Genomic DNA, 26,349 nt, shown 5'->3' on the forward strand with positions numbered 1-26,349 from the left:
TCAAGGCAGCAGTTGTTCGCCAGCCCACAATTGTTCTAGGCTTTCGCGAGCCCGAATCAAATGCACACTATCGCCATCGACCATGACTTCGGCGGGACGCGGCCTGGAGTTGTAATTGGAGCTCATCGTAAAGCCATAAGCCCCGGCCGAGCGCACGGCCAGCAAATCGCCCGGCAGGATTTTCAACTCGCGCCCCTTACCCAGGAAATCGCCTGTTTCGCAAACCGGCCCCACGATATCCCAAGTCAATGATTCCGCACAGCTATTGGTGTCGACGGCAATGATGTCCTGCCAGGCCCCATATAACGAAGGCCGCACCAAATCGTTCATCGCCGCGTCAACGATGGCAAAGTTTTTTTCGCTGGTAGGTTTCAAATATTCGACTCTGGTCAGCAAGATACCGGCATTGCCAACGATGGCGCGACCAGGTTCGAGCATGATTTCAAAGTCCCGCTGCCCCAGACGCTGCAAGATTGCCGAAACATAATCGGACGGCAATGGCGGTTCCTCGTCGCGATAACGGATGCCCAGGCCGCCACCCAGATCCAGATGCCGTAGTCTGATGCCTTCCGCTTGCAGTTGATCGACCAAGGCCAATACCCTGTCCAAGGCATCCAAAAACGGCCGGGTTTCGGTCAACTGCGAGCCGATATGGCAATCGATGCCGATCACTTCGATATAAGGCAATTGCGCCGCCCGGCGATATTCGTGAATCGCCTGTTCAATCGCGATACCGAATTTATTTTCCTTCAAGCCGGTAGAAATATAAGGATGGGTTTTGGCGTCTACGTCAGGGTTCACTCTGAACGACACCGGCGCAACGACGCCCAGTTCTTGCGCCAAACGATTGATGCGATCCAGTTCGCCAGCCACTTCGACATTGAAGCAGCGAATGCCGGCTTGCAACGCGGCGCGAATTTCGTCTTCGCGCTTGCCGACGCCAGAAAAGACGATTTTCTCTGGCTTGCCGCCAGCCGCCAGTACACGCTGCATCTCGCCGAGCGAAACGATATCAAAACCCGAACCCAGTCTGGCGAACAAATTCAAAATAGCTAGATTGGAGTTGGCCTTGACGGCATAGCAAATCAGATGAGGGTAAGCATTGAACGCATCGTCGAATGCACGCCAATGCCGCTCCAATGTCGCGCGCGAATAAACATAGCAAGGCGTGCCAAATTCAGCGGCAATTTCACTGAGCGCAATATCTTCGGCAAACAAACGGTTTTGCCGGTAATTAAAAAAATCCATGGTTATTGTTCGTCTTCGATGGGTACTTCTTTGGGTACGTAAATGGGAGGCGGGCTGTCGGGTAAATACAACGGCCCGGTTTGGCCACAGGCTTGCGCCAGCTCCGCCAGCAAAGCCAAAAAAAGAATCTTGTTAATGCTCATGACAAATGGAAATCATCCGGAAACGCGGAGCACCGCAATAAGGGATGAAAATATAGCACAGACGTCTGTGCAAAGGCATAAGCCCGAACCATTTCGCGGCGGGGCCGGGTGGTCATGTATTGTGCTTGGGAGACTCGCAATTTCCGGGGTATTGCCAGGATGTGGTCAAAACCTCGGATGCTCGCGCTAAATATTCGATTTCGACCTCGGCAGTCCCGCGCGCGCAACTGCTTGGCTGCGACTTGCACAGCAAAGTCAGGATGTTTTATGCCCCCGAAAACTGATTCGGTCCGAAGCAGCTACCCATTGCAGTGCATCCTCCTGGTTCGACAACAAGCCAAGAGGTTAGGCTGCGTTCACGATAACCGGCGGCGAAGGCCAGCACCATTCAGGAACAGGAACAGCTAAAGCTATTGCGCGCCGGCGTTGCGACTGGAGCGGCAAAGCTTTAGCTTTTTTCACCGAGGACTTGATCTCCCTTTTACAAAAGGGGAAGTCATTTGTAGCAAGACACTTAGTTGACCTTGATCAATTCGACATCGAAAATCAGCGTGGAATTGGGGCCGATGTCACGACCGGCACCGCGTTCGCCGTAGGCCAAGTTGGACGGGATGAAAAAGCGGTATTTGGCGCCTTCCTTCATCAGTTGCAAACCTTCAGTCCAGCCGGCGATCACGCGATTCAACGGAAAAGTGGCCGGCTCACCTCGGCTATAGGAACTATCGAACTCCTTGCCATCGATGGTCGTCCCTTTGTAATGCACGGTAACGTTGTCGGTGGCCTTGGGTGATCCGCCCGTGCCTTCGCTGAACACCAAATATTGCAATCCGCTGGCAGTCGTGACGACACCGGCATTTTTGGCGTTGTCAGACAGGAATTTTTCGCCGGCGGCTTTGTTTTCAGCGGGGGTGGTGGCATTGGCCATGGAGAACATAACAAATCCTATAAAAAAAGCGGTTATAAGCGCGATGACGCGGGTTCGAATAATTTTCACGAGAAACTCCTAAAGCAATGAAAGCCGTTTTAGTGTATCAGTTTTCGCTTTCCAACTCCTGCCGGCATGTCGCCAATTGGGTGTCATACATCCAGGCGCGTTGATCGACTTTTTGCGCGGTATTCAACAACCAGCGTTTGTTCTGGTAATTTTGCCGCATATAGCCGCCGTGCCCTTCGTGATAGGCCAGGTATAGGTTCTTCGCATCGTTGAAGGGAATGCCCAGCTTCCGATTGCTAGTCGCGCAATACCAGGCCACAAAATCGCAACTGTCGGCGAAATCCTCACGATCGGCCCAGCTATTTCCGGTCTGCCGCTGATAATCGTCCCAGGTGCCATCTTGTGCTTGCGGATAACCGTAGGCGCTGCTGGAGCGGAACCATGGAATGAAACCCAGTATCGTCGGCCTGGGAGGCTCGGCATCCGCCACGAAACTGGATTCCTGCTGAATGATCGACATTTGTACCGCGATCGGCACACCCCAACGCCTGGATGCAGCTAGTGTCGCCTGATACCAATCGTCTTTCTCCCTAAAAATTTCGCAGATATTGCTGCTGTTGCGCGGCGGGAGGTTGGCACACGCGGATAAACCGACTAAGCTTACGGCCATTAACGACTTAAGTTTCATTTCATTTGAACTCCTGGTTCAAATCAATTTAAAGAGATCATTCCGATGCAGGCAATGCTAGACATGGAGAAACGAGCATATCGCAAGAATCTGAGCTGCGATGGCTTGATTTATCTGGGTTTCGAGGAACATCAGATTCGCTTGATCAACCTATCGCTAACCGGCTTGTTGGCGGAACTCAAACCGAATGCCAATCTCAACGGCGTCAAAGACATTTTTCAAAGCCTGCAAGTTTCACCGATAGTCGATATTTATCTGCCCGATATTCGCGTGGCCGGCGAAGCGGAAGTCGTCCGTGCCGAATCCGCTGAACATGGCATCCAGATCGCGCTCGAATTTCGTAATCTGTCCTACGACGTCGATAATTTGCTGTATAACCGCCGGGCCTACCGCAAAAATATGACGGCCCCCGGCCAGATCATCATCAATGATGTCGTACATGCCTTTAATACCGAAAACGTCTCGGTGGATGGCATCATGGCCCATATCCAGGGCCGCGTGAGCGTTGAACTCGGTGCCGTGGTTCACTTCAGTTTCAAGCATCTGGAATTACAAGGCGAAGCCGAGGTGATGTGGCTAGAAGAAGGCCCGCACTCGACGCTATTGGGCCTCAAGTACATCCACCTTGAGCGCGACGACATCCCCGGCGTGCCACGCTTCGTCAGGGATGAAAAAACCTCAGACTGACAGACGCTGCCGGTTGCGCGCCGCCCAGTAACCTTGCGCCAACGCGTGGGCCTGCTCCTGCGTTTCGGCTTTACCCAACAGCTTCAAGGCCACCGCTGCCGTGCCAATCACGGTAGCTTCGGCGAATTCGTCTTCCATCTCGCCACGCCAAACCGCCAGCAATTGTTCAGGATTCAGTTCTTCGGCCTTCATGTGCCGACGAGCAAACAAGGCTGGCCACAATTCGTCGAGCAATTCGCCGTCTCGCACGCTTTGTACCAGACATTCCACGTCGGGATTGCGTTCGGTCTCGCCGCCCTCACCCTTCAATACCGCCATATTGCGCTCGCCGAGCAACAATGCCGCTTTCTGATGCACTTGCCGGTAACTCGGATGAAAAATCCCTTGAATGCTGTGACTGGCCTTGAAAGGATTCAATAATCTGACCAGGGTATGCACCGGCGAGCGCAAACCCATCACGGGCCGCAGGTTGATCATGTCGTACAAGGGCTGACAGATATGCGCCAGCGACAGATAGCTAAAGTTGCTTGCCTGCAACTGTTGCTCGGCCTCGGCCAGCGAATTGGCGGGCGCCACGCCTAAAACCTGCAGGACCTTTTCGGTATAAACCCGCCCTTGGGTATGTCCGCCGGCGCCGTGCATGAACACCTTGACACCGTTTTCCGCCAGCAGGAAAGTGGCCAGCAAAAACCAGGGCAGGTGGCGGCGCTTGCCGGCGTAGGACGACCAATCCAGATCGACTTGAACCTGGGGTTCAAATTGCATGCTTTCCCGGGCAGCCAGGACGAAACCCGCCAATTCTTCGCTGGTTTCTTCCTTGATTCGCATCAGCATCAAAAATGCGCCCAATTGAATCGGCAACACCTGATCGGCCAGTATCATCTTCATCGCCCGGTAGGCTTCGTCCTGAGTCAAGGGCCGCGCGCCCTTCTTGCCCTTGCCCAGGATCTTGATGAATTCGGCAAAGGGGTGTTCTTGTTCGGTTAGCGTCATATCAAGGACAGTGGAAAATAATGATCAATCAACAAGGCGGCAAAAATCAGCATCAAATAAATAATCGAATAGCCGAAGGTGCGCATCGCGGTTTTATTGTCTTTTTTACGCATCATTTGCACGGCGTAATACAAGAAGCCCAGGCCCGACAGCACCGCGGTGAGCAGATAAATCAATCCGCTCATGCCGGTCAGGTAGGGCAGCAAGGTCGTGATCAAGAGCAAGATGGTGTACAGCAGGATTTGCAGCCGGGTAAATTCCACGCCATGGGTAACCGGCAGCATCGGAATTTCGACCTTGGCATATTCGTCGCGGCGGGCGATGGCCAGCGCCCAAAAATGCGGCGGCGTCCAGACGAAGATGATCAAAACCAGCAACAAGGCATGCGGATGAATCTCTCCGGTCATCGTGGTCCAGCCCAGCAGCGGCGGTGCCGCGCCGGCAATGCCACCGATGACGATGTTTTGCGGGGTCATTCTCTTCAAGTAAACCGTATAGATCACCGCATAACCGATCAGCGACAGAAAGGTCAGAAATGCGGTCAAGACGTTGACTTTCACGACCAGCATGGCCATCGCTATCGCGCCGATCAGGCTGGCAAATATCAAAACCTGGCGCGAACTCAGCTCGCCTTTCGGCAGCGGCCTGTGTTGGGTACGCGCCATTTCCGCATCGGCTTTTTGATCGATGAAATGATTGATCGCCGCCGCTGAAGATGCGGCCAGCGCAATCCCTAGTGTGCCGTAACAAAAATTGGCGAATGGCGGCCAGCCCGGCACGGCCAACAACATGCCGACAATAGCGGTAAACACGATCAAGGCCACGACCCTGGGCTTGCAGAGCTCATAATAATTTCGCCAGGATAGTGCGGTGCTTTTGTCTGTCATTCGCTTCCGAATAGTTTAGATGCCATGAAAGCTATAGAATAACAGTGAACCTTTGATTATTGAAATCGTCACAGGCGTTCGTTTATCTACCAACGAGGGAATTATGAAACTGGAATTGATGAAACCGGGGTTTGCGGCGGCGATGCTGCTATGCCCCGTTTGGTCGGCCCATGCCGAAGTCGGCAAAGTGCATGAACACGTATTGGGCAACGGCCTGAAGATCCTGGTTAAAGAGGACCGGCGCGCACCGGTGGTAGTCTCGCAAGTCTGGTACAAAGTCGGCGGCAGTTACGAGCCGGGCGGCATCACCGGCATTTCCCACATGCTGGAACACATGATGTTCAAAGGCACCCAACAATATCCCGCCGGCGAATTTTCCCGCATCATCGCCGAAAACGGCGGCCAGGAAAACGCCTTTACCGGCAACGATTACACGGCCTATTTCCAAACTCTGGAAAAATCCCGCCTGGAAATCAGCTTTAAGCTGGAAGCCGACAGGATGCGCAATCTGGATTTGAAGGCCGAGGAACTGGAAAAGGAACTGCAGGTCGTCACCGAAGAGCGACGTATGCGCACCGAAGACAAGCCGCGCGCCAAAATGCAGGAACAGTTCAACGCCGTGGCCTTCATCAACAGCCCGTATAAAAACCCCGTGATCGGCTGGCCGTCCGACATCGCCAATTACAAGGTCGAAGATTTACAAACCTGGTATCAAAAATGGTACGCACCCAACAACGCGACCCTGGTCGTCGTCGGTGATGTCGATGCGCCCGAGGTCGTCAAATTGGCCGAACAGTATTTCGCCGGCTTGAAACCCAGCGAAATCAAACCGATCAAGCCGCAGGAAGAAATCGAACAAAAAGGCGCACGCAAACTCACCGTCAAGGCGCCGGCCAAATTGCCCTATCTGATGCTGGGTTACAAGGTGCCGGTATTGAACACCGCCAAGCCGGAATGGGAAGCCTATGCGCTGGAAGTGCTGGCCGGCATTCTGGATGGCGGCAACGGCGCCCGTTTATCCTCGCGCCTGGTACGCGGCAAGGAAATCGCGGTATCCGCAGGCGCCGGTTATGACATGACCTCCCGCCTGCCGGACATGTTTTTGTTGGAAGCAACTCCCGCCGAAGGTAAAAGCGTATTCGATCTGGAATATGCGTTGAAGGAAGAAGTGAATCAATTACAAAGCGAATTGATCAGCAAGGAAGAGTTGCAACGCATCAAAGCACAAGTGCTGGCCAACGACATTTATCAAAAGGATTCGAATTTTTATCAGGCCATGCAATTGGGCTTGCTTGAAACCGTGGGCCTGGGCTGGCAAAAAGCCGATGAATATGTCGGCAAGATCAATCAGGTCACGGCCGAACAAGTCCGCGAAGTCGCCCGCAAATACCTGATCGACGATAGGCTAACCGTGGCCTATCTGGACCCGCAACCGATCACCGAAGCCCCTAAACCCGCCAAACTGACTGGAGGTCATCATGCATTTTAATTTGATAGGCTTGACTTTGTTATTGCTAAGTCAAATCGGCTGGGCCGGTGTCAAAATTGAACATTGGCAAACCGAACAAGGCAGTCGGGTTTATTTCGTACAAACCCCGAGCCTGCCGATGGTCGACGTTCGCGTCGCCTTCGATGCCGGCAGCGCGCGCGATGGCGCGCAATTCGGGCTCGCCGCCCTGACCTCGGCCATGCTCGATACCGGCGCCGGCGCCTGGAATGCGGATGAACTGGCCAACCGCTTCGAGTCGGTCGGCGCGGCGTTTTCCACCGGCGTTTCCGAAGACATGGCCTGGCTGGCCTTGCGCAGTCTGACGCAGAAAGACTTGTTTGAAAAAGCCTTCGAGACTTTCCAAACGGTTTTGACGCAGCCTCGTTTCAATGAAGATGATTTTCAACGCGAGAAAAGCCGTACCCTGGCGGCCTTGAAACATCGTGAAGAATCGCCAGGCGCCCTCGCCAACATCGCTTTCCAAAAAGCACTGTATCGCGATCACCCTTACGCGCATCCGGAAGAAGGCATGGTGGAAACCGTGGCCGGTTTTGAAGCCGACGACCTGAAGGCGTTTTACCAGCAGTTCTATGTGGCGGCCAATGCCATCGTGGTCATCGTCGGTGACTTGAACCGGCAACAAGCCGAACAAACCGCGCAAAAGCTATTGGCCAACTTACCTGTTGGCGAAAAGCCCAGCGAAATTCCTCCGGTAACGCTGCCAACCCAAGCAGGTACACACACCATCGATTTTCCATCGACGCAAACCCACGTATTGGCGGGCATGCCCGGCACACACCGTAAGGATCCTGATTATTTTACGCTGTACGTCGGCAACCATATCTTGGGCGGCGCCAGCCTGGTATCGAGATTGTTCGACGAAGTGAGGGAAAAGCGCGGCTTGGCTTACAGCGCGGCCAGCCAGTTCATGCCGTTGTACCGGGAAGGACCTTTCGTGATCAGCCTGCAGACGCGTAATGACCAAACCAGGCAAGCCATCGACGTGATGACCGCCACGCTGAACGACTTTATCCAAAAAGGCCCGACAGAGGCCGAATTGATCGCGGCGAAGAAAAACATCACCGGCGGCTTTGCCTTGCGTACCGACAACAACAGCAAGCTGAGCGAGTACGTGACGATGATAGGCTTTTACCAGCAACCCCTGGATTATCTGGACACCTTCCCCGCCAAGGTCGAGGCCGTGACGGTGGAGGGCATCAAGGAGGCCTTCCAGCGGCGGATAAAACCCGAATGGCTGCAAACCATCACCGTCGGCGGCGCGGGTTCCCGACCCGCTGCCGCACTCCCACCTTCCTTGGCGGTCGGCGGCAAGGATTCCCGGCCCGCTGCCGCACTCACACCTTCCTTGGCGGTCGGCGGCAAAGATTCCCGGCCCGCTGCCGCACTCACACCTTCCTTGGCGGTCGGCGGCAAGGATTCCCGGCCCGCTGCCGCACTCACACCTTCCTTGGCGGTCGGCGGCAAGGATTCCCGGCCCGCTGCCGCACTCACACCTTCCTTGGCGGTCGGCGGCAAGGATTCCCGGCCTGCTGCCGCACTCACACCTTCCTTGGTGGTCGGCGGCAAAGATTCCAAACTCGCTGCCGCACTCCCACCTTCCACAGCGGAGGGTGAAAAATAAGCATGAGCAGCCAGCTGCGTATCATTGGCGGCGAATGGCGTAGCCGGCGCATCACATTTGACGATGCGCCAGGCCTGCGCCCAACCCCGTCACGGGTCAGAGAAACCCTGTTCAACTGGCTGCAAGCAGACATTCCAGGCAGCCGCTGCCTGGACTTGTTTGCCGGCAGTGGCGCCCTCGGTTTTGAAGCCGCCTCCCGCGGTGCCAAATCGGTGTTGCAGGTCGAAAACAACGCCAAAAGCTGCCAAACGCTAAAACACAATATTGCCGCGCTAAAAACCGACAAAATAGAGGTAGTACCGGCGGATGTACGACAGTTTCTAGCCTATTGCACAGAAACTTTCGATTTGATCTTTCTCGACCCGCCGTTTGGGCAAGATTGGATTAGACCGGTCTGCCAACAAATTGCCCAAGCGAATCTTCTCGCCCCTTACGGCAAAATTTATATTGAATGCGAGCGTAACCTGGCGCTTACCGAATTGCCGTCCAACTGGCGACCATTGAAGCAAAAAGTCGCCGGCGAGGTTGCTTACAATCTGTATCAACGCCAATAATCACACAGACAGCCCGCCGATTATTTCCGCATCAAGGATGGATTGTCCGCTTTTTGCGACTGCTTTTATCGGGCGTATGTTTTAAAATCCGCCCTCCCAGAATATAGACAAATCCATGCACATTACCGCAATTTACCCAGGGACATTCGACCCGATCACCAATGGCCACCTTGATTTGATTCATCGGGCATCGAAGCTGCATGACAGCATCATCGTCGCCGTGGCGGAAAGCCGGGGGAAACAACCACTATTTTCAATGGACGAACGCGTAGCCATGATCGAGGCGGTCATTGAGGATTTTGCCAATGTGCGCGTCATCGGCTTCAACAACCTGTTGGTCGAATGCGCCAAACAGCATCAGGCCAGCGTAATCATTCGAGGCCTCAGAGCGGTATCGGATTTTGAATACGAATTTCAGCTGGCCGGCATGAACCGCAGGTTGGCGCCGGACATCGAAACCGTTTTTCTGACACCGGCCGAGCAATATGAATTCATTTCTTCCAGCATGATTCGAGAAATCGCCAAATTGAATGGCGACGTTTCGAGTTTCGTGCCGGACACGGTCAAACACCAGTTAATCAATAAATTCAAATCGGAGTAAGCTATGGCCCTTATCATTGGCGATGAATGCATCAATTGCGATGTCTGCGAACCAGAGTGCCCCAATGGCGCCATTTCGCAAGGCGAAGACATCTACGTAATCAATCCGTCCCTCTGCACCGAATGCGTCGGTCATCACGACAAGCCGCAGTGCATGGAAGTATGCCCTGTCGACTGCATCGACAAGGATCCCGATCATGTCGAAGATCAAGAAGGCTTGTACAAAAAATATTTACGTTTGACCGCTTGATCGCATTGAATCATTGCGGCTTGTCGAGTCTCGAGATACTTGCTATCGGCAAGCCGCGATGCGTTACAATCTATGATCGTGACGCCGTTCATGAAAATCAGCGGCAAACTTCTTTTCTTTTCCAAAACGCGAGTTCACCATGCCAGAAAATATTTCCAACAACGCCCTGATCCTTGCCCTGCTGTCATTGAATGGCGAGATTGCGATCCAAAAAGATTATCTGGATTCAGGCGAAATCGAAGAAGATGAAATCGAAAACGAACAGGAGGTTTTGGAAGATCTGGAACAAGCCTTCATGGAATTCGTAGACCTTTACAAAGCCCGCGCCAAAGCCGATTCCTCACTGCCCAGCCTGGAGGAATTACTGGCCGGCGAAGAATAAACCACCTGCCCCGTTCCTGTTTTGGAGAGACGCGGCTCGCCCGCGTCCCCTCCACCTCGATTGAATTCGCCGCGCACCCTCTCTTAACATTCCCGCATGAAATACAAAGATCTCCGAGACTTCATTCAACAACTGGAAAAACACGGCGAACTGAAACGCATCAAGGCCGAAGTCGATCCCGTTCTGGAAATGACGGTGATCTGCGATCGGGTGCTGAAGCAGGGCGGGCCGGCGTTGTTGTTCGAAAATCCCAAAGGCTCCAATATAGCCGTACTCGGCAATCTGTTCGGCACCCCCAAACGGGTGGCGATGGGGATGGGCGCCAAGGATGTCTCGGAACTGCGCGGCATCGGCGAATTGCTGGCTTATCTAAAAGAGCCCGAGCCGCCCAAAGGCATGAAGGACGCGATGGAGAAGCTGCCGGTGTTCAAACAGGTGCTGAACATGGCGCCCAAGGTGATCGGCAATCCGCCTTGTCAGGAAGTGATACGCATCGGCGATGAAATCGATCTGGCCGACTATCCGATACAAACCTGCTGGCCGGAAGACGCCGCGCCGCTAATCACCTGGCCCTTGGTCATCACCAAGGGACCGAACAAGGAACGGCAAAACCTGGGCATCTATCGCCAGCAAGTCATCGGCAAGAACAAAGTCATCATGCGCTGGCTGGCCCATCGCGGCGGCGCGCTGGATTTCAAGGAATGGCAGCAAAAATACCCCGACCGGCCCTTTCCAGTTGCGGTCGCGCTGGGCGCCGATCCTGCCACGATATTGGCGGCGGTCACCCCGGTACCGGATTCACTGTCCGAATATGCCTTCGCCGGCCTGTTGCGCGGCAGCAAGACCGAAGTCGCCAAATGCCTGAGCAACGATTTGCAGGTGCCAGCCAGCGCCGAAATCGTGCTGGAAGGCTTCATTTACCCAAACGAAACCGCGCCCGAAGGTCCTTACGGCGACCATACCGGCTATTACAACGAGGTGGACGAGTTTCCGGTATTCACCATCGAACGCCTCACCCAGCGCCAGGTGCCGATTTACCACAGCACCTATACCGGCCGGCCGCCCGATGAGCCCGCCATCCTGGGCGTGGCCTTGAACGAAGTCTTCGTACCGATTTTGCAAAAACAGTTTCCGGAAATCATCGATTTCTATTTGCCACCGGAAGGCTGTTCGTACCGCATGGCGGTGATCAGCATGAAAAAGCAATACGCCGGCCATGCCAAACGGGTCATGCTCGGTACCTGGTCGTTTTTGCGCCAGTTCATGTACACCAAATTCGTCATCGTGGTCGACGACGATGTCGATGTGCGCAACTGGCATGACGTGATCTGGGCGATTACCACTCGGATGGACCCGGCGCGTGATTTGACGATTCTGGAGAACACCCCGATCGACTACCTGGATTTCGCCTCGCCGGTATCCGGTTTGGGTTCGAAAGTAGGCTTCGACGCCACCAACAAATGGCCCGGAGAAACCAATCGCGAATGGGGGCGCCCCATCGTGATGCGCGAAGACGTGATCAAGAAAGTCGATGCGATGTGGGATTCCTTATTCAACTAATGCCACAACCAACCTTTCGCTATTGAGTTTAGGAGCTTTGTTTGAACAGCGATTGCATGAACCCTAAGTTCAGTCGGCAACAAATCTTTGCCTGGGCGGATCAATTGACGCAGCAGCCTGATTATCAGGCCTTGACGCATTATTTTCTGGACTTGTTGCACCAATTACCCGGCATCGGCCAGGCGACGGCCTTTGAAGTCTATGGCGGCAGAAACCGCAAAACCTGCGAAACCTGCTCGGTTTGCGAACAGATGGTGCGGCGTTTTCCCATCGATCTGGCCGAAGATGGGCTGGAAAACCATGAAGACTTGCTGACGGAATTCAATAGCGGTCAGGACCTGGTGGAGAGCGACCCCGATTCGAACGGACGCATCAGCCGCGTGGTCGCGGTGATACGCAAGGTAGCCGGACCCAATCGCGCGCTGTTAATCAAAGGCAGCCTCGATAAAGACACGCTGGAATTGATCGGCGACCTGATCAAGCTTTACCAGAACCTGGTCGGCCTGCACGACAGCAAGGAACGCGACACCCTGACCAAACTGCCCAACCGGCAGTCCTTCGACAAACGCTTGATGCAGATTTGCGAATACTATCAGCGACAACCGGTCGTCGATCCAAAAATCAGCAAGAGCTCATGGTTCGCCTTGCTGGACATCGACCATTTCAAACAGATCAATGACAACTTCGGCCATCTATACGGCGATGAAGTGCTGCTGATTTTCAGCCAATTGATGGAAAAGCATTTTCGTTACAACGATTTTCTGTTTCGTTTCGGCGGGGAGGAATTCGTGGTGATCCTGAATTTGTCCGATCAGGACAATGCCGAAGCGGTATTCGAGCGTTTTCGCAAACTGATTGCAGACTACGCCTTTCCTACGGTGGGCCGTGTCACGGTCAGCATAGGCGTGACCCATATCGATACCGCGATCATGCCGTCCATTTTACTGGACCGTGCTGACAAGGCGCTCTATCACGCCAAGGCCAACGGCCGCAATCAAGTCGTGGTTTATGAGAAAACCACCCAACTGATGCTGGAAAACCCGAGCAGCGAACCTGATTTATTCTAGGGAAACACTGAATAAATCAGCGTTTCCCTAGAAAACGAAAGCAGTTTGCTCAACCCTCATGCGTTGATTTCTTCCACGCGAGTAATCACCTCGCTAGAAGCCAGCTCCAAACCGCGCTTGAAGTAATCACAGGCTTTGTCTTTATCGCCTTTGGCAAACATGACTTCCGCCAATAATTGATACGCGCCGACGGAAGCGTCGATATGCAAGCTTTTCAATAAATATTGTTCGGCTTTTTCCATTTGGCCGAGTTTATGCGCCAGCTTGCCCAACACTTTCAGCAAGGTTGGATCGTTAGGATAGACGACCAGCCATTGTTCCGCCGCCTGCAATTGCTTGCCGATGTCATCGGTTTCGATGTTGGAATAGAGCTCAAGCAAGGTGGCATCCCAATGCTTGCTCAATTGCTTGATGATGGCGTCTTCCATGCCTTTACCGGCGCCAACGCCAATCATCGCGGCAAAGTAGATGTTGGCAATGCCGGGCAAACTTTTGATGTGCTCGGGTACATCGCTCCAGCAAGCCCGAATGGCGGCCTCATCATTCTGTGCCGCCGCCTTCTTCAACAAACTGCTGTAGGTCTTGGTTTGCAGCAGTTTGACTTCGGTTTCCATGATCACCTTGTTTTGCTGCAGCGATGGCAGCAACTTGCTCAACCCTTCCCAGTCGCCGATGTGTTGATAGGCTTGGTGCATCATCTTCAGAATCCGCGCATGTCCCGGATTGATGGAATGCAGCTTGCTCAAGGTTTCCAAGGCTTGCTCGAATTGCTGTTCGGACATGTGCAACTCGGCTTGAGTCAGGCCCACGGTCAAATTGTCGTCTGATGACTGTTCGGCGGCTTTCTGCAGGTACTCGTCACGCTTGTCCAACGCGCCTCGAGACTGTGCGGCACGGGCCGCCGTCAGATAGTGCAACAAGGGCGCGCCACTATTGGCGGCGTGCTTGATCAGCACTTTTTCCGCATTTTCCCAGTTGCCATCGGCCGCATCGAATAAACCGGCGATCAAAGCTTCCTGCGAGCGATTGAATTTGATATTGCGCCGCCGTTTGGCATAGTGGCCCGGCATACGCAACAACACGCCAAGCAAACGGAAAAAACTGTAAAGCACGAAGAAACCAATCACCAGCGTCACGGTGAAGACGGTCAGGGAGGTTTCCAACGACCAATGCCCGAACCCGATCAGTACATAGCCGGGATCATTGTGCTTGGCCAGCCAGCTGTGCAGCGCGAATGCCAGCGCCACGGCGCTGAGCAGGGAAGCAACGAAATACAGGAAATTTCTCATGGCGGCGCTCGCTTATGGCTGCTCGTTACCCGGCTGCTGAGGTGCGGCCGGAGCGGGCGATGCCGCCGGTGGCTCATTCAGAACGGCTTTATCGGTTTCCAGTCGCAGTTTGCTGATGTCTTTCATCATTTTCAAAGAACCGCTGACGTCCGGGTACTGGCTTTTGAGCTGGACACCGACCAGTTTCTCCAATTCAACCACGAACTGCTGGGTTTGTTGATTTTCAGCGAAATTTCTCTTCAGCCACTCTTTGGCATCGGCAATACTGCTGTTGAACAAGGTATCGTTTTGCTGCACCAGCGCGATTTCTATCATCTCCAGCCTGACTTTGAGCTGCTGCTTGATGAAATGCGCTTCCTCGGGCGTCAACACGGCGTTGACCGGCTGCTCGGTGTGGCGTAAGACCACATAGCCTTCCAGTTGCTTGGCGACTTTATCCAGGATTTCATGACCATGCGCCGACAAGTCTTGGGGTTCAGACTCTTTTTCCGGCTGTTTGCCGGCGTGCGGCAGGAATACCGATAAACTTTCGACGGCATCCTGCAAATGTTGAATCTGGGAATAAATACCAACGATATCGGGCACATCGACCCCATTCAGCAACGCGATTTCCTTGGCGATTTGTTCGCGTACTTTGAACACCGAGGCGTCGCCGCTCTCGCGCAAGCGTTGATCGGCCGCTTCCAAGGCTTCGCGCGTGGTGGCGACATCGCCAACCAGATGCAAACGCTGATTGGCAACACTCAAGAGATATTCCGCATCGGCCAGCAACCAGTCGCCGCGGGTTTTACCCAGCTGACGCTGCAACACCACGATGGAGCCTTCCAGTTCCTTGCGAGCAGTCGCCAAATGCTCTTCGTGCAATTTGGAAAAATCGGCCAAAGTCTGCGTGAAATGATTGTCCTTGCCGGTCATCTCGGCATTCAGATTGGCGATTTGCGATTGCAGCGTAGAATACTGTTGTTGCAAGTTGTTGATCTGCTTGTCGATCTCGATCAGTTTCTGGTTATCCTGGCTATGTTCCGTATCCTGCGCGGTTCTCAACTGCTGCATGAAGTAAAAGCCGGCGACGGCCAAACCGATCACTGAGAGAATGGCGATGATGCCTATCCACAAACCCGCGCGAGATTTTTTAACCACCACGACAGGGGCTGGATTTTCTTGTTGTTCTTCAATTACTTCGGCCACTGTTTTCCCCGCTAAATAACGTCGTCAATGTCTCTAAAATGGCAGCGTCGGTCGGCTGCCGGCTGACTGTAATTTTTTCAAACCCAACTTGCTGCGCCAATTGCTCGATCCTGTCGCTGACAACCACGAGCGGCAGTTTAAATAATATGTTCGCGGACGCCTGATCCAACAGCGCCAGCAAGTTCTGCAGCGCTTCGCCGCTGGTGACGGAGGATGCCGCCAGCTGGCCAGCGCGCAAACGCTGCACCAGCTCACTGGGATCGACGTCAGGCTGACACCGGCGATAGACTTCCAAATAATCCACCGTGGCGCCACGGCCGCGCAAAGTCTGCGCTATTTTTTCCCGGCCACCGACACCGCGCACGATCATGATCCGTTGCGCCACCACATCCTGCAGAGCGGCTTCAGCCAATAAACCTTCGCTACTGAAATCCTGCTTTGGCACGCATGCAACACTTAGTCCCGCAAGCCGCAACGTATTTGCCGTAGCCTGGCCCACGGCGGCCAGCCGTATCGCTTGTAACCGAGGCATTTTGCCATCGAACGCCTTCAGCGCAAAATCCACGGCATTGGTACTGGTAAAAATCAGCCAGTCACAGGCCAGCGCTTTTTCGATCGCAAGAGGCGGCACACACTCGGCTTGTATGTCCAACGTCGGAAAACGCACAGCCTGGCCGCCGTGCCGTTCTATCAACTGACAAAGGTTGTCGGCTTGCGCCGCCGGGCGAGTCACCAATACCTGAACGCCGTTCAGACTGCCGTTCACGAATAGAGTTCTCGCAGGATTTTATCGGCACCCTGCCTCAACAGGTCGTCGGCGATGCCTTGTCCCAGTTGCTCGGCCTGATCCAGCCCACTCTCGGCTTCCGCGCGATACAACAACTTGCCGTCCGGACTACCGACCAGACCGCGCATAAATAAACGCTCGCCCCGAATCTCGGCGAAACCGGCGATCGGCACTTGGCAGCCGCCGTTCAAGCGCGCATTCATGGCGCGTTCCGCGTTGACACGAATGCTGGTATCTTCGTCATGCAAAACCCGCAAATAGTCATGTATTTCGGCATCGTCGATCCGGCATTCGATGCCGATGGCGCCTTGCCCCATCGCCGGCAGCGATTCATCCGGCGTCAATGGCGCCGTGATGCGCTCGGCCAAGCCCAGTCTTTTCAAGCCGGCGGAAGCCAGAATGATCGCATCGTACTCACCGGCATCCAGCTTGGCGAGCCGGGTGTTGACATTACCGCGCAAACTCAAAATCTCCGCCTGCGGGAATTTTTCCTTGATTTGGCATTGCCGGCGCAAACTGGATGTGCCGATGCGAGCATCGGCCGGCAAATCGGCCAGGCTGCGATAGCTGTTGGAGACAAAGGCGTCGGTTGGATCTTCCCTATCCAATATCACCGCCAGATGCAAACCGTCCGGAAATTCCACCGGTACGTCCTTCATCGAATGCACGGCAATATCGGCCGTACCTTCCAGCATGCCTTGTTCAAGTTCCTTGACGAACAATCCCTTGCCGCCCACCTTTGCCAGCGGCGCATCGAGCATCTTGTCGCCACGGGTGACCATTTTCACCAGTTCCGTCTTCAAGCCTGGAAACGCCTGTTGCAGACGCGCCGCGACATGTTCGGCCTGCCACAGCGCCAACGGGCTTTGCCGGGTTGCGATACGAATAATTTTTTCAGTCAAAGTAGCACCTGCCGATTGTGAGCGAAACGCGTCGAAAATAGCAGTTTCGTCAGCCTATCTGAAAATTAAATAAAACTATTGTAATCCGATTCGACAAGGAAATTCTTGTAACTATTCCGCGCATTGCCCGGAAACGGCGTAGGTGATTGATTTATCGGAGCACCCGGAATCATTGCTTGCTTGAGTCATGGCGGTTTCTTAGAATGCGATACTACTGTTTTAGGAGTCCAGTGATGAGCGAAACGCGGGAATTCATCCCATTGCATATCGCGGTGTTGACCGTATCCGATACGCGTAGCGAAGAAAACGATACCTCCGGCTTGGCCTTGATCACCGGTTTGACCGAGGCTGGACATAGGCTGCACGATAGAAAAATCGTGCCGGACGACATTTATCAAATCCGCGCCATCGTCAGTCAGTGGATTGCCGACCCCGCGATTCAAGCCATCGTCAGCACCGGCGGCACCGGCGTCACCGGACGCGACGGCACACCTGAAGCGGTGTTGCCCTTGCTCGACAAAGTGCTGGACGGTTTTGGCGAAGTGTTCCGGATGATCTCCTATCAGGACATCAAAAGCTCGACGATACAATCACGGGCCATCGCAGGTGTCGCCAACGGCACCTATGTATTTTGTCTGCCGGGCTCGTCGAATGCTTGCCGCACGGCTTGGCAGAGCCTGATCAAGGACCAGCTGGATTACCGTACCCGCCCGTGCAATCTGGTGCAATTAATGCCCCGTTTATTGGAGAAATGATGCAATCCCGCTTTTTGTTTCTGGCCGCCTTGGCCGGCTTTATCGGCGTCGGCATGGGCGCTTTCGGCGCCCACGGCTTGAAGCATCTGCTGTCGGAGCATTTCCTGGACATCTATAAAACCGCGGTCAGTTATCAAATGTGGCACGCGCTGTTATTGGCCATTGTCGCGCTGCTACCGGTACACCGCTTGCTGAACTGGGCGGGGTGGTTATTGGTGGCGGGGATGGCATTGTTTTCCGGCAGCCTGTATATCCTGAGCATATTCCAGCTGAATTGGCTGGGCATCGTCACGCCGTTTGGCGGCCTTGCGTTCCTCGGTGCCTGGGGTTTGCTGGCCTTTGTCGCCTTTCAACACAAACAAAATTGAGCCATGGATAAAACCCCCAGCCGCCCACCCGCTTCCACCAATGTTGCCAGCCGTAATCAGCGCAATCTGGATAGCCACGAAGAAAAATTGCCGCCGGTCGCCGAAGATGGCTTGATCAAGGCATTGCATTGGATAATCCATATGGCCGTGCGGGCATTGGCCGTTTTGATGACTCTGGTGATTTTGTGGGCAGTAGTTGATGTGGTTTACGTGTTGTATCAAAAACTGCTGGAGCCGCCATTTTTATTGCTGACGGTCTCCGACATTCTGGCGATCTTCGGCTCATTTTTGTCGGTCCTGATCGCGATCGAGATTTTCATCAACATCACGGTCTATATCAAGCACGATGCCTTGCCGATCAAAATGGTGATCGCCACCGCGCTGATGGCGATTGCCAGAAAGGTGATCATGCTGGATTTCAAGGACCTGGCCTGGCCTTACGTGCTGGCGATGGCCGCCGTGATCCTGGCCCTGGGCCTGACCTATTGGCTCATTTCCTATAGACCCAAACCCCTTACCCACGACGAGCGATAACGATGCGCGAAGCGACTCCGAAGACCGTTTATTTAAAAGACTACACCCCGCCCGAATATCTGATCGACGAGATCGAGCTGACCTTCGAACTCGATGCTGAACGCACGCTGGTGCGCTCTCATTTAAGCCTGCGCCGTAATCCGCAATGTCATAGCGAGTGCGTGACCCTGGAACTGCAAGGCGAGGAACTGGAGCTGCTCAGCGTTGCCGTGAATGGCGAGAAACTAGCGGATACCGACTTCGTCATCACGCCGGAAGCCATGATCATCCGCCGCGTGCCGCAAGACAAGGCTTTTGTCGTCAGCATCGAAAACCGCATCAATCCAGCAGCCAATACCGCGCTGGAAGGGCTGTATCTGTCCAGCAGCATGCTGTGCACCCAATGCGAAGCGCAAGGCTTCAGGAAGATCACCTGGTTTCTGGACCGGCCGGACGTGATGACCCGTTTCAAAACCACACTGATCGCAGACAAAAACCGCTATCCGGTGCTGCTGTCCAACGGCAACCGCACCGGTCAAGGCGATTTGGCCGACGGCCGGCACTGGGTCGGCTGGCAAGATCCCTTCGCCAAGCCGTGCTATTTGTTCGCGCTGGTCGCAGGTCAATTGGAATGCGTGGCCGACGAATTCATCACGATGTCGGGCCGCCGCATCGAGCTGGAAATTTTCGTCGAACAACACAACGTCGACAAATGCGCGCACGCCATGCAATCCCTGAAGAACGCGATGCGGTGGGACGAAGAAACCTACGGCCTGGAATACGACCTGGACTTGTACATGATCGTCGCCGTCGACCATTTCAATATGGGGGCGATGGAAAACAAGGGTCTGAACATCTTCAACACCAAGTTCGTGCTGGCCCGCCCCGACACCGCCACCGACAGCGACTACGAGCATATCGAAGGCGTGATCGGCCATGAATATTTTCACAATTGGTCAGGCAACCGCGTGACCTGCCGAGACTGGTTTCAATTGAGCCTGAAGGAAGGTTTTACGGTATTCCGCGATCAGCAATTCAGCGGCGATAGAACCTCGCCGGCCGTCAAACGCATCGAGGACGTCAACGCCCTGCGCACCCGCCAGTTTGCCGAAGACGCCGGCCCCCTGGCGCATCCGGTACGCCCCGAGGCCTACATCGAAATCAACAACTTTTATACGCTGACCGTCTATGAAAAAGGCGCAGAAGTGGTGCGCATGCTGCATACCTTGTTGGGATCCGAAGGCTTCCGCAAGGGCTGCGACCTGTATTTCAAACGCCATGATGGTCAGGCCGTGACCTGCGAGGATTTCATCAAGGCACTGGAAGACGCCAACGGCGTGGAATTCGGCCAATTTCGCCGCTGGTATGCGCAAGCCGGTACGCCGCTATTGACCGTCACACAGCATTACGCTGCCGATGCGAAGCAATTGCATTTGACCATTCAACAAAGCTGTCCACCGACGCCGAATCAGCCAGTGAAACAAGCACTACACATTCCGGTCAAATTGGGCCTGTTGAACCAGGACGGTTCGACCGCGACGGTTCGCATGCGCGATAACAGCGCCACGGAAGTCACGCTGAATCTGACCGAAACGGAACAAACCTTTGTATTCGAGGATTTGCCGACACAACCCGTGGTATCGTTATTGCGAGGCTTTTCCGCCCCGGTCAACCTGAACATGGAACGCAGCCTGGAGGAACTGGCTTTCTTGCTGCGCCATGACAGCGATACCTTCAATCGCTGGGAAGCAGGCCAACAACTGGCATGCCAAATCATCTTCGGCCTGATGACCGATCTCCAGAATGGTCGTGCCTTGCAACTCGACGAGGTGATGATCGATGCCTATCGCAGCGTGCTGAGCGGCAGCTTTGACGACCTGTCTTATCAAGCCTTGCTGCTGGCGCTGCCGGAAGAAAGTTATCTGGCTGGACAGATGGCCGTCATCGATGTCGATGCTATCCACCAAGCCCGCGAATTCGTCAAAACCACGCTGGCAACCCGTTTGCGAACCGAATTCCAGGCCCTCTATGCCCAACACCATCGCGACGAATCGGGCTGTTTCGATGCCGGCGCGGTCGGCAGACGACGCATGAAAAACACCTGCCTGAGTTATTTGAGCAAACTGGAAATCGAAGACAGCTATCGCTTGGCGACGCAACAATTCCAAACCGCCCGCAACATGACCGACCAAATGGCCGCGTTAGCCGCTATCGTGAATAGTTACCATCCGAACAAGGCCGACAGCCTGGAGAGCTTTTACCGGCAGTGGGAACAGGAAGCCCTGGTCATCGACAAATGGTTTGCCCTGCAAGCCAGCAGCAGCCTGCCGAACACCTTTGCTACCGTACAAGCCTTGATGCGGCATCCGGCCTTCGACATGAAGACGCCCAATCGGGTGCGCGCGTTGATAGGCGCCTTCAGTCAGGCCAATCCAGTGCATTTTCATGCCAAAAACGGCGAAGGCTATCAATTCCTGGCCGATCAGGTATTGGTATTGAACGAACTCAACCCGCAGATCGCCTCGCGCATGGTCACGGGCCTGGCGCAATGGCGCCGTTACGACCCGGAACGCCAGGCTTTGATGAAGCAGCAACTGCAGCGCATCGTCGCCAGCGAGCATCTATCCAAGGACGTTTACGAAATTGCCAGCAAGAGTTTGGCGTAGTTGTCACAATCACGTAAACTAGCGCCGAAATAGCTCCATTAACCAACAGCATGAACTCACGCACCGCACAGGTTGAACGCAACACGCTCGAAACCCAGATTAAAATAGCTGTCAATCTCGACGGCAACGGCAGCGCCGCTTTTGCTACCGGCTTGCCGTTTCTTGAGCACATGCTGGATCAAATCGCCCGGCATGGCTTGATTGACATGGACATTGCCTGCCAGGGCGACTTGCACATCGACGCTCATCACAGCGTCGAAGACATTGGCATTACGTTGGGACAGGCTTTTGCCAAAGCGCTGGGCGACAAGAAAGGCATTTACCGTTATGGCCACGCCTATTGTCCGCTGGATGAATCGCTGTCCCGCGTAGTCGTCGATTTTTCCGGCCGTCCCGGCTTGTTTTATGCGGTCGAATTCAAGCGCGCCCTGATAGGCAGCTTCGACGTCGATTTGTTCAAGGAATTTTTCCAGGGCTTCGTCAACCACGCCGGCGTGACGCTGCACATCGATAACCTGAAAGGCGGCAACGCCCACCATATTGCCGAAACGGTGTTCAAAGCCTTCGGCCGCGCAATACGGATGGCGATCAGCCCCGATCCGCGCATGGCCGGCATCATGCCTTCAACCAAAGGTAGTCTATAATCTGCCGAAGCTGTTTTTTCTTAACCCTTTAACCTTATGTCAACAGTTGCCGTCATCGATTACGGAATGGGGAATCTACATTCCATCGCCAAAGCCCTGCAACATGCCGATCCCGGCACCAACGTCCAAATCAGTGCTGACGCCCATGTCATTCATGCCGCCGATCGCGTGGTATTCCCGGGCGTCGGCGCGATACGCGATTGCATGCAGGCATTACATCAACTGGATTTGGTCGCACCCATAGCACAAGCGGCGCGCAGCAAGCCGTTTTTAGGCATTTGCCTGGGCATGCAGGCGATGTTGAGCGATAGCGAAGAAAACGACGGCATCTCTTGCCTGAATTTGATTTCCGGTCATGTGCGCCGCTTTGCCCAGGACTTGCGCGACGAACACGGCGAAATCCTGAAGGTTCCGCACATGGGCTGGAATCGGGTCAGACAAAAGCCACACCCTTTATGGCAAGGCATTCCGCAAGACAGCCGGTTTTACTTCGTCCATAGTTACTATGCAGTGCCAGATCGGGCTGAGGACAGCATCGCCACCAGCGATTACCCCGCCCCCTTTACCTGCGCCATGGCTAGGGATAACGTGTTTGCCGTGCAATTTCACCCCGAGAAGAGTCAGGTCGTGGGCTTACAACTGTTACAGAATTTTTTGCGCTGGGATGGCGCCGTTTAAATCACATGTCGCGCCGGACATCGGCTTTTTTATTTTTCTTAGATACAGTAATTAAACATTGAGATTGAGCTATGTTGCTGATACCTGCAATTGATTTGAAAGAAGGGAAATGTGTCCGTTTGCGCCAAGGTCGTATGGAAGATGACACGGTATTTTCAGAAGATCCCGTGGCTGTGGCCGGGCGCTGGGTTGAAGCAGGAGCCAAGCGACTGCATTTGGTCGATCTGGACGGCGCTTTCGCCGGCAGACCCAAAAATGCCGATGTGATTCATGCGATCGTCGAAGCTTACCCTGACGTGCCCGTACAAATCGGTGGCGGCATTCGCGATGAAGACACGATTCAGGCTTACCTGGAAGCCGGCGTCGAATATGTCATCATCGGCACCAAGGCTGTCAGCGAGCCGCATTTCGTCCGCGACGCCGCGATCGAATTTCCCGGCCATATCATCGTCGGCCTGGACGCCAAAGATGGCCGAGTCGCCATCGACGGCTGGTCCAAACTATCACGTCACGACGTGGTTGATCTGGCGAAAAAATTCGAATCGCAAGGTGTTTCCGCGATCATTTACACCGACATTTCCCGCGACGGCATGATGCAGGGCGTCAATGTCGAGGCGACCGCCAATCTGGCGCGAGCAGTCAATATTCCCATCATCGCCTCCGGCGGCATCACCAATATCGAAGACATCCGCGCCCTGGGCGAAGTCGCGCATGAGGGCATCATGGGCGCCATCACCGGCCGCGCGATCTATGAAGGTACACTGGATTTCGCCGAAGCGGAAAAACTTGCGGAATCATTTGGATAATTCATGAGCCTGGCTAAACGCATCATCCCCTGTCTGGACGTCGACAACGGCCGCGTGGTCAAGGGCGTCAAGTTCGTCGATATTCGTGACGCTGGTGACCCCGTCGAAATCGCCCGGCGCTATGACCGGGAAGGCGCCGACGAAATCACCTTTCTGGACATCACCGCCACTCATGATGATAGAGATACCATCGTGCATGTGGTCGAACAGGTCGCCAGCGAGGTCTTCATTCCGCTGACGGTTGGCGGCGGCATCAGAACGCTGGACGACATCCGCCGCATGCTGAATGCCGGCGCGGACAAAGTCGGCATCAATAGCGCCGCGGTGTTTCGCCCCGAGTTCGTCAAGGAAGCCGCGGACAAGTTCGGGTCACAATGCATCGTCGTCGCGATCGACGCCAAGAAAGTCAGCCAAGCCGGCGAACCGGACCGCTGGGAAATCTTCACCCACGGCGGCCGCAAACCCACCGGCATCGACGCCGTTGAATGGGCCCGTAAAATGGCCGATTACGGCGCCGGTGAACTCCTGTTGACCAGCATGGACAGGGACGGCACCAAATCCGGTTTCGACCTGGTGTTGACCCGCGCAATCAGCGAAGCGGTCAGCATACCGGTCATCGCCTCCGGCGGCGTAGGCAATCTCGATCACCTGGCCGACGGCATCATAGCAGGCAAGGCCGATGCGGTATTGGCCGCCAGCATCTTCCACTTTGCCGAATACACCATCGAACAAGCCAAGCGCCACATGCAAGCCAGAGGCATAGAGGTTCGCCTGTGACCGCGGCCTGGCTGGACGAAATCCAGTGGACCGAAGACGGCCTGGTGCCCGTGATCGCGCAGCAACACGACACGGGCCGCGTCGTGATGTTTGCCTGGATGAACCGCGAATCGTTGAGGTTTAGCGTCGAGGAAGGTTATGCGGTATACTGGTCGCGTTCTCGCCAGCGTTTATGGCGTAAAGGCGAGGAATCCGGGCACAGGCAAAAGATCATCGATATACAATTGGATTGCGACGCCGACGTCATATTGATTAAAATTGCCCAAGAAGGCGGCATTGCTTGCCATACCGGCCGGGAAAGCTGCTTTTACCGCAGTTTAATCGACGGACAGTGGCAAACCACCGAACCCGTCTTGAAAGATCCCAAATCCATCTACAAATAACTCACAAAGCCGGCATAGCTCAGCAGGTAGAGCAGCGCACTCGTAACGCGAAGGTCGTAGGTTCGATTCCTATTGCCGGCACCATTTTTCATTAAAAAATCAATTGGTTATGATCTCATGATCAGCCACTTGATTTTTGCTGATTTACCCACTGGGTAAATCACGATGCTAATCGCAACATAGTTACCCCTTCAACCTTAGTCAGCATCTCGACTGCTGCAATCAGTTCACCAACTTCCGCTGGCGAATAATGCACTGTGATGTCGCCATCGATGTGATGCATCAAGGCTTTCCTGGTTTCCAATGGCACACCCGCAAGTCGTAACCTCCTTGCAAAGGTATGCCTGAGGTTATGAGGTCCTGATAAAACCTCTTTGCCTACTGGCAGTCCTGCTCTTACCCAAGCTTTTTTCCAGGCAGAGTTATACATTCGAACAACCGGTTTACCCCTGTAACCAAAAACATGCGTGGCAATTTTTCCACGCCGACTTTCAATTACATTTCTCGCCGTAGTGTTTAGTACCAATAAGCACGGTGTACCGTTTTTAGTAAAGTCTCCTGGTACTAGGAAGACCGAAGATCCGATTTCAGGAATCTTGATTTCCCATTCCCATCGCAATTCACCCACCACTTTATCTCTGGCACCGGTATTCACTGCAAACATCGCCATTTCCGCTAGATGCGCCGGCAACTCTTTAAAGAATCGCCGTTGCTCATCAATATTTAGCGGATAGGGATGAGCTGTATCGCCCCAATTTGGTGATCGCAGTAATGGCGCCGTCGGTATCCAAGGTTTATTATCAAGATCCCGCCATACCCGAGAAGCGAGAGTTAATATCCTTCTTACAACAGACAACTCTCTGTTAACAGTACCGCTTTTAATTCCGAGGTGTTGACGATGTTCGATATAGGGCTGTAATGTACCTTGATGCACTTGATCAATTCTTAGATGACCAATCCACGGATCCAAGTTTTCTAAACACTTGGCATCTCGACTTAAACTTGGTTTCACCTCCTCGTTTAAAAATTTTGTTGCTGCTTCTCGAAATGTTTTGAATCTAGGTGCCGCCGACTCGACTTTGGCTGCCGCTATGGCCCGGTGGTATTCGACTTCTGCTTCTTGCCACGTGCTCGCTGTAAAGCGGTGGCGAACTCTTCCGAGTCCGTCGATTCGTTTGTCAATCGAGCCTTTCCCTGTTTCTTTGTCCCAGTACAAGCCTGGGAGACTGTTTCTTTTTGCCATGATGGTTTCTCCCTAACCCTCACGTTGCGGATAATATACTCATCTAAAACGCGATTAAGTTCAAGTAAGTCAAACCCAACACCTTGCTTTCCCAATGAAATCTCTGTAAGAAGGGATCTAATCTCCCGATCAAACAATGTTCGCCCCATACCACAGTAATAGGCGGCATCTTCAGGTCTTAGAATTCGTGGGGGATAGCCATACATTGGTCGGATCAGTGTTTCGT

Annotated in this window: 28 protein-coding genes, 1 tRNA gene and 1 pseudogene; 19 read left to right on the forward strand and 11 right to left on the reverse strand. The window is 54.1% G+C overall.

The genetic code is table 11. From position 1 onward, the window contains the following. The 4 genes from lysA to NM686_RS20330 form a co-directional block, all read right to left on the reverse strand. Entirely contained in the window at window positions 1–1,248 is a 1,248-nt protein-coding gene (gene lysA, locus NM686_RS20315; RefSeq protein WP_255189629.1) for a diaminopimelate decarboxylase, read from the reverse strand. 2 nt (window positions 1,249–1,250) lie between these two features. Further along, window positions 1,251–1,391: a lipoprotein gene (locus NM686_RS20320; RefSeq protein ID WP_255189630.1), complete on the reverse strand. Its 141-nt coding sequence runs from the start codon at window positions 1,389–1,391 to the stop codon at window positions 1,251–1,253. Between the two features lie 514 nt (window positions 1,392–1,905). Continuing rightward, entirely contained in the window at window positions 1,906–2,325 is a 420-nt protein-coding gene (locus tag NM686_RS20325; RefSeq protein ID WP_407942390.1) for an FKBP-type peptidyl-prolyl cis-trans isomerase, read from the reverse strand. 97 nt (window positions 2,326–2,422) lie between these two features. Next, entirely contained in the window at window positions 2,423–2,995 is a 573-nt protein-coding gene (locus NM686_RS20330; protein ID WP_255189632.1) for a transglycosylase SLT domain-containing protein, read from the reverse strand. Window positions 2,996–3,058: 63 nt separating this feature from the next. Here NM686_RS20330 and NM686_RS20335 point away from each other — a divergent pair, with 63 nt between their 5' ends. Next, on the forward strand, window positions 3,059–3,700 hold the full coding sequence (locus NM686_RS20335; protein WP_255189633.1) for a PilZ domain-containing protein: 642 nt from the start codon (window positions 3,059–3,061) through the stop codon (window positions 3,698–3,700). On the opposite strand, the gene NM686_RS20340 is transcribed toward NM686_RS20335, so the two are convergent. Both NM686_RS20340 and cyoE read right to left on the reverse strand, forming a co-directional pair. Beyond that, a complete protein-coding gene (locus tag NM686_RS20340) occupies window positions 3,692–4,693 on the reverse strand; it encodes a glycosyl transferase family protein (protein WP_255189634.1) in 1,002 nt (333 codons plus the stop codon). The two genes, NM686_RS20335 and NM686_RS20340, sit on opposite strands and share 9 nt — an antisense overlap. Next, window positions 4,690–5,580, reverse strand: a complete 891-nt coding sequence (gene cyoE / locus NM686_RS20345) for a heme o synthase (protein WP_255189635.1) — start codon at window positions 5,578–5,580, stop codon at window positions 4,690–4,692. The genes NM686_RS20340 and cyoE overlap by 4 nt, the downstream gene beginning before the upstream one ends. 103 nt (window positions 5,581–5,683) lie before the next feature. Between cyoE and NM686_RS20350 the strand changes: the two genes are divergently transcribed. The 8 genes and pseudogenes from NM686_RS20350 to NM686_RS20385 all read left to right on the forward strand — a co-directional run bounded on the left by NM686_RS20350 (window position 5,684) and on the right by NM686_RS20385 (window position 13,124). Next, a complete protein-coding gene (locus NM686_RS20350) occupies window positions 5,684–7,069 on the forward strand; it encodes a M16 family metallopeptidase (protein ID WP_255189636.1) in 1,386 nt (461 codons plus the stop codon). Beyond that, a pseudogene (locus NM686_RS20355) lies at window positions 7,059–8,348 on the forward strand (M16 family metallopeptidase); the annotation flags it as partial. The gene NM686_RS20350 and the pseudogene NM686_RS20355, both read left to right, overlap by 11 nt. Before the next feature lie 365 nt (window positions 8,349–8,713). After that, entirely contained in the window at window positions 8,714–9,265 is a 552-nt protein-coding gene (rsmD, locus tag NM686_RS20360; protein ID WP_255189638.1) for a 16S rRNA (guanine(966)-N(2))-methyltransferase RsmD, read from the forward strand. A gap of 115 nt (window positions 9,266–9,380) precedes the next feature. Next, window positions 9,381–9,866 carry a pantetheine-phosphate adenylyltransferase gene (gene coaD / locus NM686_RS20365; RefSeq protein WP_255189639.1) on the forward strand — a complete coding sequence of 162 codons (486 nt, stop codon included), beginning with the start codon at window positions 9,381–9,383 and terminating at the stop codon, window positions 9,864–9,866. Between the two features lie 3 nt (window positions 9,867–9,869). Then, window positions 9,870–10,115: a YfhL family 4Fe-4S dicluster ferredoxin gene (locus NM686_RS20370; RefSeq protein ID WP_255189640.1), complete on the forward strand. Its 246-nt coding sequence runs from the start codon at window positions 9,870–9,872 to the stop codon at window positions 10,113–10,115. 139 nt (window positions 10,116–10,254) lie between these two features. After that, the gene (locus tag NM686_RS20375) at window positions 10,255–10,497 is read left to right on the forward strand and encodes a hypothetical protein (protein WP_255189641.1); all 243 of its coding nucleotides are present in this window, start codon (window positions 10,255–10,257) and stop codon (window positions 10,495–10,497) included. Window positions 10,498–10,593: 96 nt separating this feature from the next. Further along, window positions 10,594–12,057 (forward strand): 4-hydroxy-3-polyprenylbenzoate decarboxylase, encoded by a 1,464-nt coding sequence (gene ubiD / locus NM686_RS20380; protein ID WP_255189642.1) that lies wholly within the window; start codon window positions 10,594–10,596, stop codon window positions 12,055–12,057. A gap of 56 nt (window positions 12,058–12,113) precedes the next feature. Next, the gene (locus NM686_RS20385; RefSeq protein ID WP_269021997.1) at window positions 12,114–13,124 is read left to right on the forward strand and encodes a GGDEF domain-containing protein; all 1,011 of its coding nucleotides are present in this window, start codon (window positions 12,114–12,116) and stop codon (window positions 13,122–13,124) included. A gap of 56 nt (window positions 13,125–13,180) precedes the next feature. Here the strand turns inward: NM686_RS20385 and NM686_RS20390 are convergent, their stop codons facing one another. From NM686_RS20390 to hemC, 4 genes are read right to left on the reverse strand one after another with little or no spacing between them, the layout of a single operon-like run. After that, window positions 13,181–14,413: a heme biosynthesis HemY N-terminal domain-containing protein gene (locus NM686_RS20390; RefSeq protein WP_255189644.1), complete on the reverse strand. Its 1,233-nt coding sequence runs from the start codon at window positions 14,411–14,413 to the stop codon at window positions 13,181–13,183. 12 nt (window positions 14,414–14,425) lie between these two features. Then, window positions 14,426–15,601 (reverse strand): uroporphyrinogen-III C-methyltransferase, encoded by a 1,176-nt coding sequence (locus tag NM686_RS20395; RefSeq protein ID WP_255189645.1) that lies wholly within the window; start codon window positions 15,599–15,601, stop codon window positions 14,426–14,428. After that, window positions 15,585–16,367 carry a uroporphyrinogen-III synthase gene (locus NM686_RS20400; protein WP_255189646.1) on the reverse strand — a complete coding sequence of 261 codons (783 nt, stop codon included), beginning with the start codon at window positions 16,365–16,367 and terminating at the stop codon, window positions 15,585–15,587. Before NM686_RS20400 ends, NM686_RS20395 begins: the two co-directional genes overlap by 17 nt. Beyond that, window positions 16,364–17,290, reverse strand: coding sequence for a hydroxymethylbilane synthase (gene hemC, locus NM686_RS20405; RefSeq protein ID WP_255189647.1), 927 nt, complete (start codon window positions 17,288–17,290; stop codon window positions 16,364–16,366). The genes NM686_RS20400 and hemC overlap by 4 nt, the downstream gene beginning before the upstream one ends. A 233-nt stretch (window positions 17,291–17,523) precedes the next feature. Here hemC and moaB point away from each other — a divergent pair, with 233 nt between their 5' ends. From moaB to NM686_RS20455, 10 genes are all read left to right on the forward strand, one after another. Beyond that, complete coding sequence (gene moaB / locus NM686_RS20410; protein ID WP_255189648.1) at window positions 17,524–18,045, forward strand: molybdenum cofactor biosynthesis protein B; 522 nt, start codon at window positions 17,524–17,526, stop codon at window positions 18,043–18,045. Then, complete coding sequence (locus tag NM686_RS20415) at window positions 18,045–18,413, forward strand: DUF423 domain-containing protein (RefSeq protein WP_255189649.1); 369 nt, start codon at window positions 18,045–18,047, stop codon at window positions 18,411–18,413. The genes moaB and NM686_RS20415 overlap by 1 nt, the downstream gene beginning before the upstream one ends. Window positions 18,414–18,416: 3 nt before the next feature. After that, window positions 18,417–18,947: a phosphate-starvation-inducible PsiE family protein gene (locus NM686_RS20420; protein WP_255189650.1), complete on the forward strand. Its 531-nt coding sequence runs from the start codon at window positions 18,417–18,419 to the stop codon at window positions 18,945–18,947. Window positions 18,948–18,949: 2 nt separating this feature from the next. Next, window positions 18,950–21,592: an aminopeptidase N gene (gene pepN, locus NM686_RS20425; protein ID WP_255189651.1), complete on the forward strand. Its 2,643-nt coding sequence runs from the start codon at window positions 18,950–18,952 to the stop codon at window positions 21,590–21,592. Window positions 21,593–21,642: 50 nt separating this feature from the next. Beyond that, on the forward strand, window positions 21,643–22,236 hold the full coding sequence (gene hisB / locus NM686_RS20430; RefSeq protein WP_255189652.1) for an imidazoleglycerol-phosphate dehydratase HisB: 594 nt from the start codon (window positions 21,643–21,645) through the stop codon (window positions 22,234–22,236). A 36-nt stretch (window positions 22,237–22,272) separates the two neighbouring features. Next, complete coding sequence (gene hisH / locus NM686_RS20435) at window positions 22,273–22,914, forward strand: imidazole glycerol phosphate synthase subunit HisH (RefSeq protein WP_255189653.1); 642 nt, start codon at window positions 22,273–22,275, stop codon at window positions 22,912–22,914. A 71-nt stretch (window positions 22,915–22,985) separates the two neighbouring features. After that, a complete protein-coding gene (gene hisA / locus NM686_RS20440) occupies window positions 22,986–23,720 on the forward strand; it encodes a 1-(5-phosphoribosyl)-5-[(5-phosphoribosylamino)methylideneamino]imidazole-4-carboxamide isomerase (protein WP_255189654.1) in 735 nt (244 codons plus the stop codon). A 3-nt stretch (window positions 23,721–23,723) separates the two neighbouring features. Beyond that, entirely contained in the window at window positions 23,724–24,497 is a 774-nt protein-coding gene (gene hisF / locus NM686_RS20445) for an imidazole glycerol phosphate synthase subunit HisF (protein ID WP_255189655.1), read from the forward strand. Next, window positions 24,494–24,880, forward strand: a complete 387-nt coding sequence (hisI, locus tag NM686_RS20450) for a phosphoribosyl-AMP cyclohydrolase (protein ID WP_255189656.1) — start codon at window positions 24,494–24,496, stop codon at window positions 24,878–24,880. Before hisF ends, hisI begins: the two co-directional genes overlap by 4 nt. Before the next feature lie 8 nt (window positions 24,881–24,888). Then, window positions 24,889–24,964 (forward strand) — tRNA-Thr (locus NM686_RS20455). Window positions 24,965–25,040: 76 nt separating this feature from the next. On the opposite strand, the gene NM686_RS20460 is transcribed toward NM686_RS20455, so the two are convergent. Beyond that, window positions 25,041–26,123, reverse strand: a complete 1,083-nt coding sequence (locus NM686_RS20460; RefSeq protein ID WP_255189657.1) for a tyrosine-type recombinase/integrase — start codon at window positions 26,121–26,123, stop codon at window positions 25,041–25,043. Window positions 26,124–26,349: the final 226 nt, after the last annotated feature.

This window comes from Methylomonas rapida (genome assembly GCF_024360925.2).
GTDB classification, from domain to species: Bacteria; Pseudomonadota; Gammaproteobacteria; order Methylococcales; family Methylomonadaceae; genus Methylomonas; species Methylomonas rapida.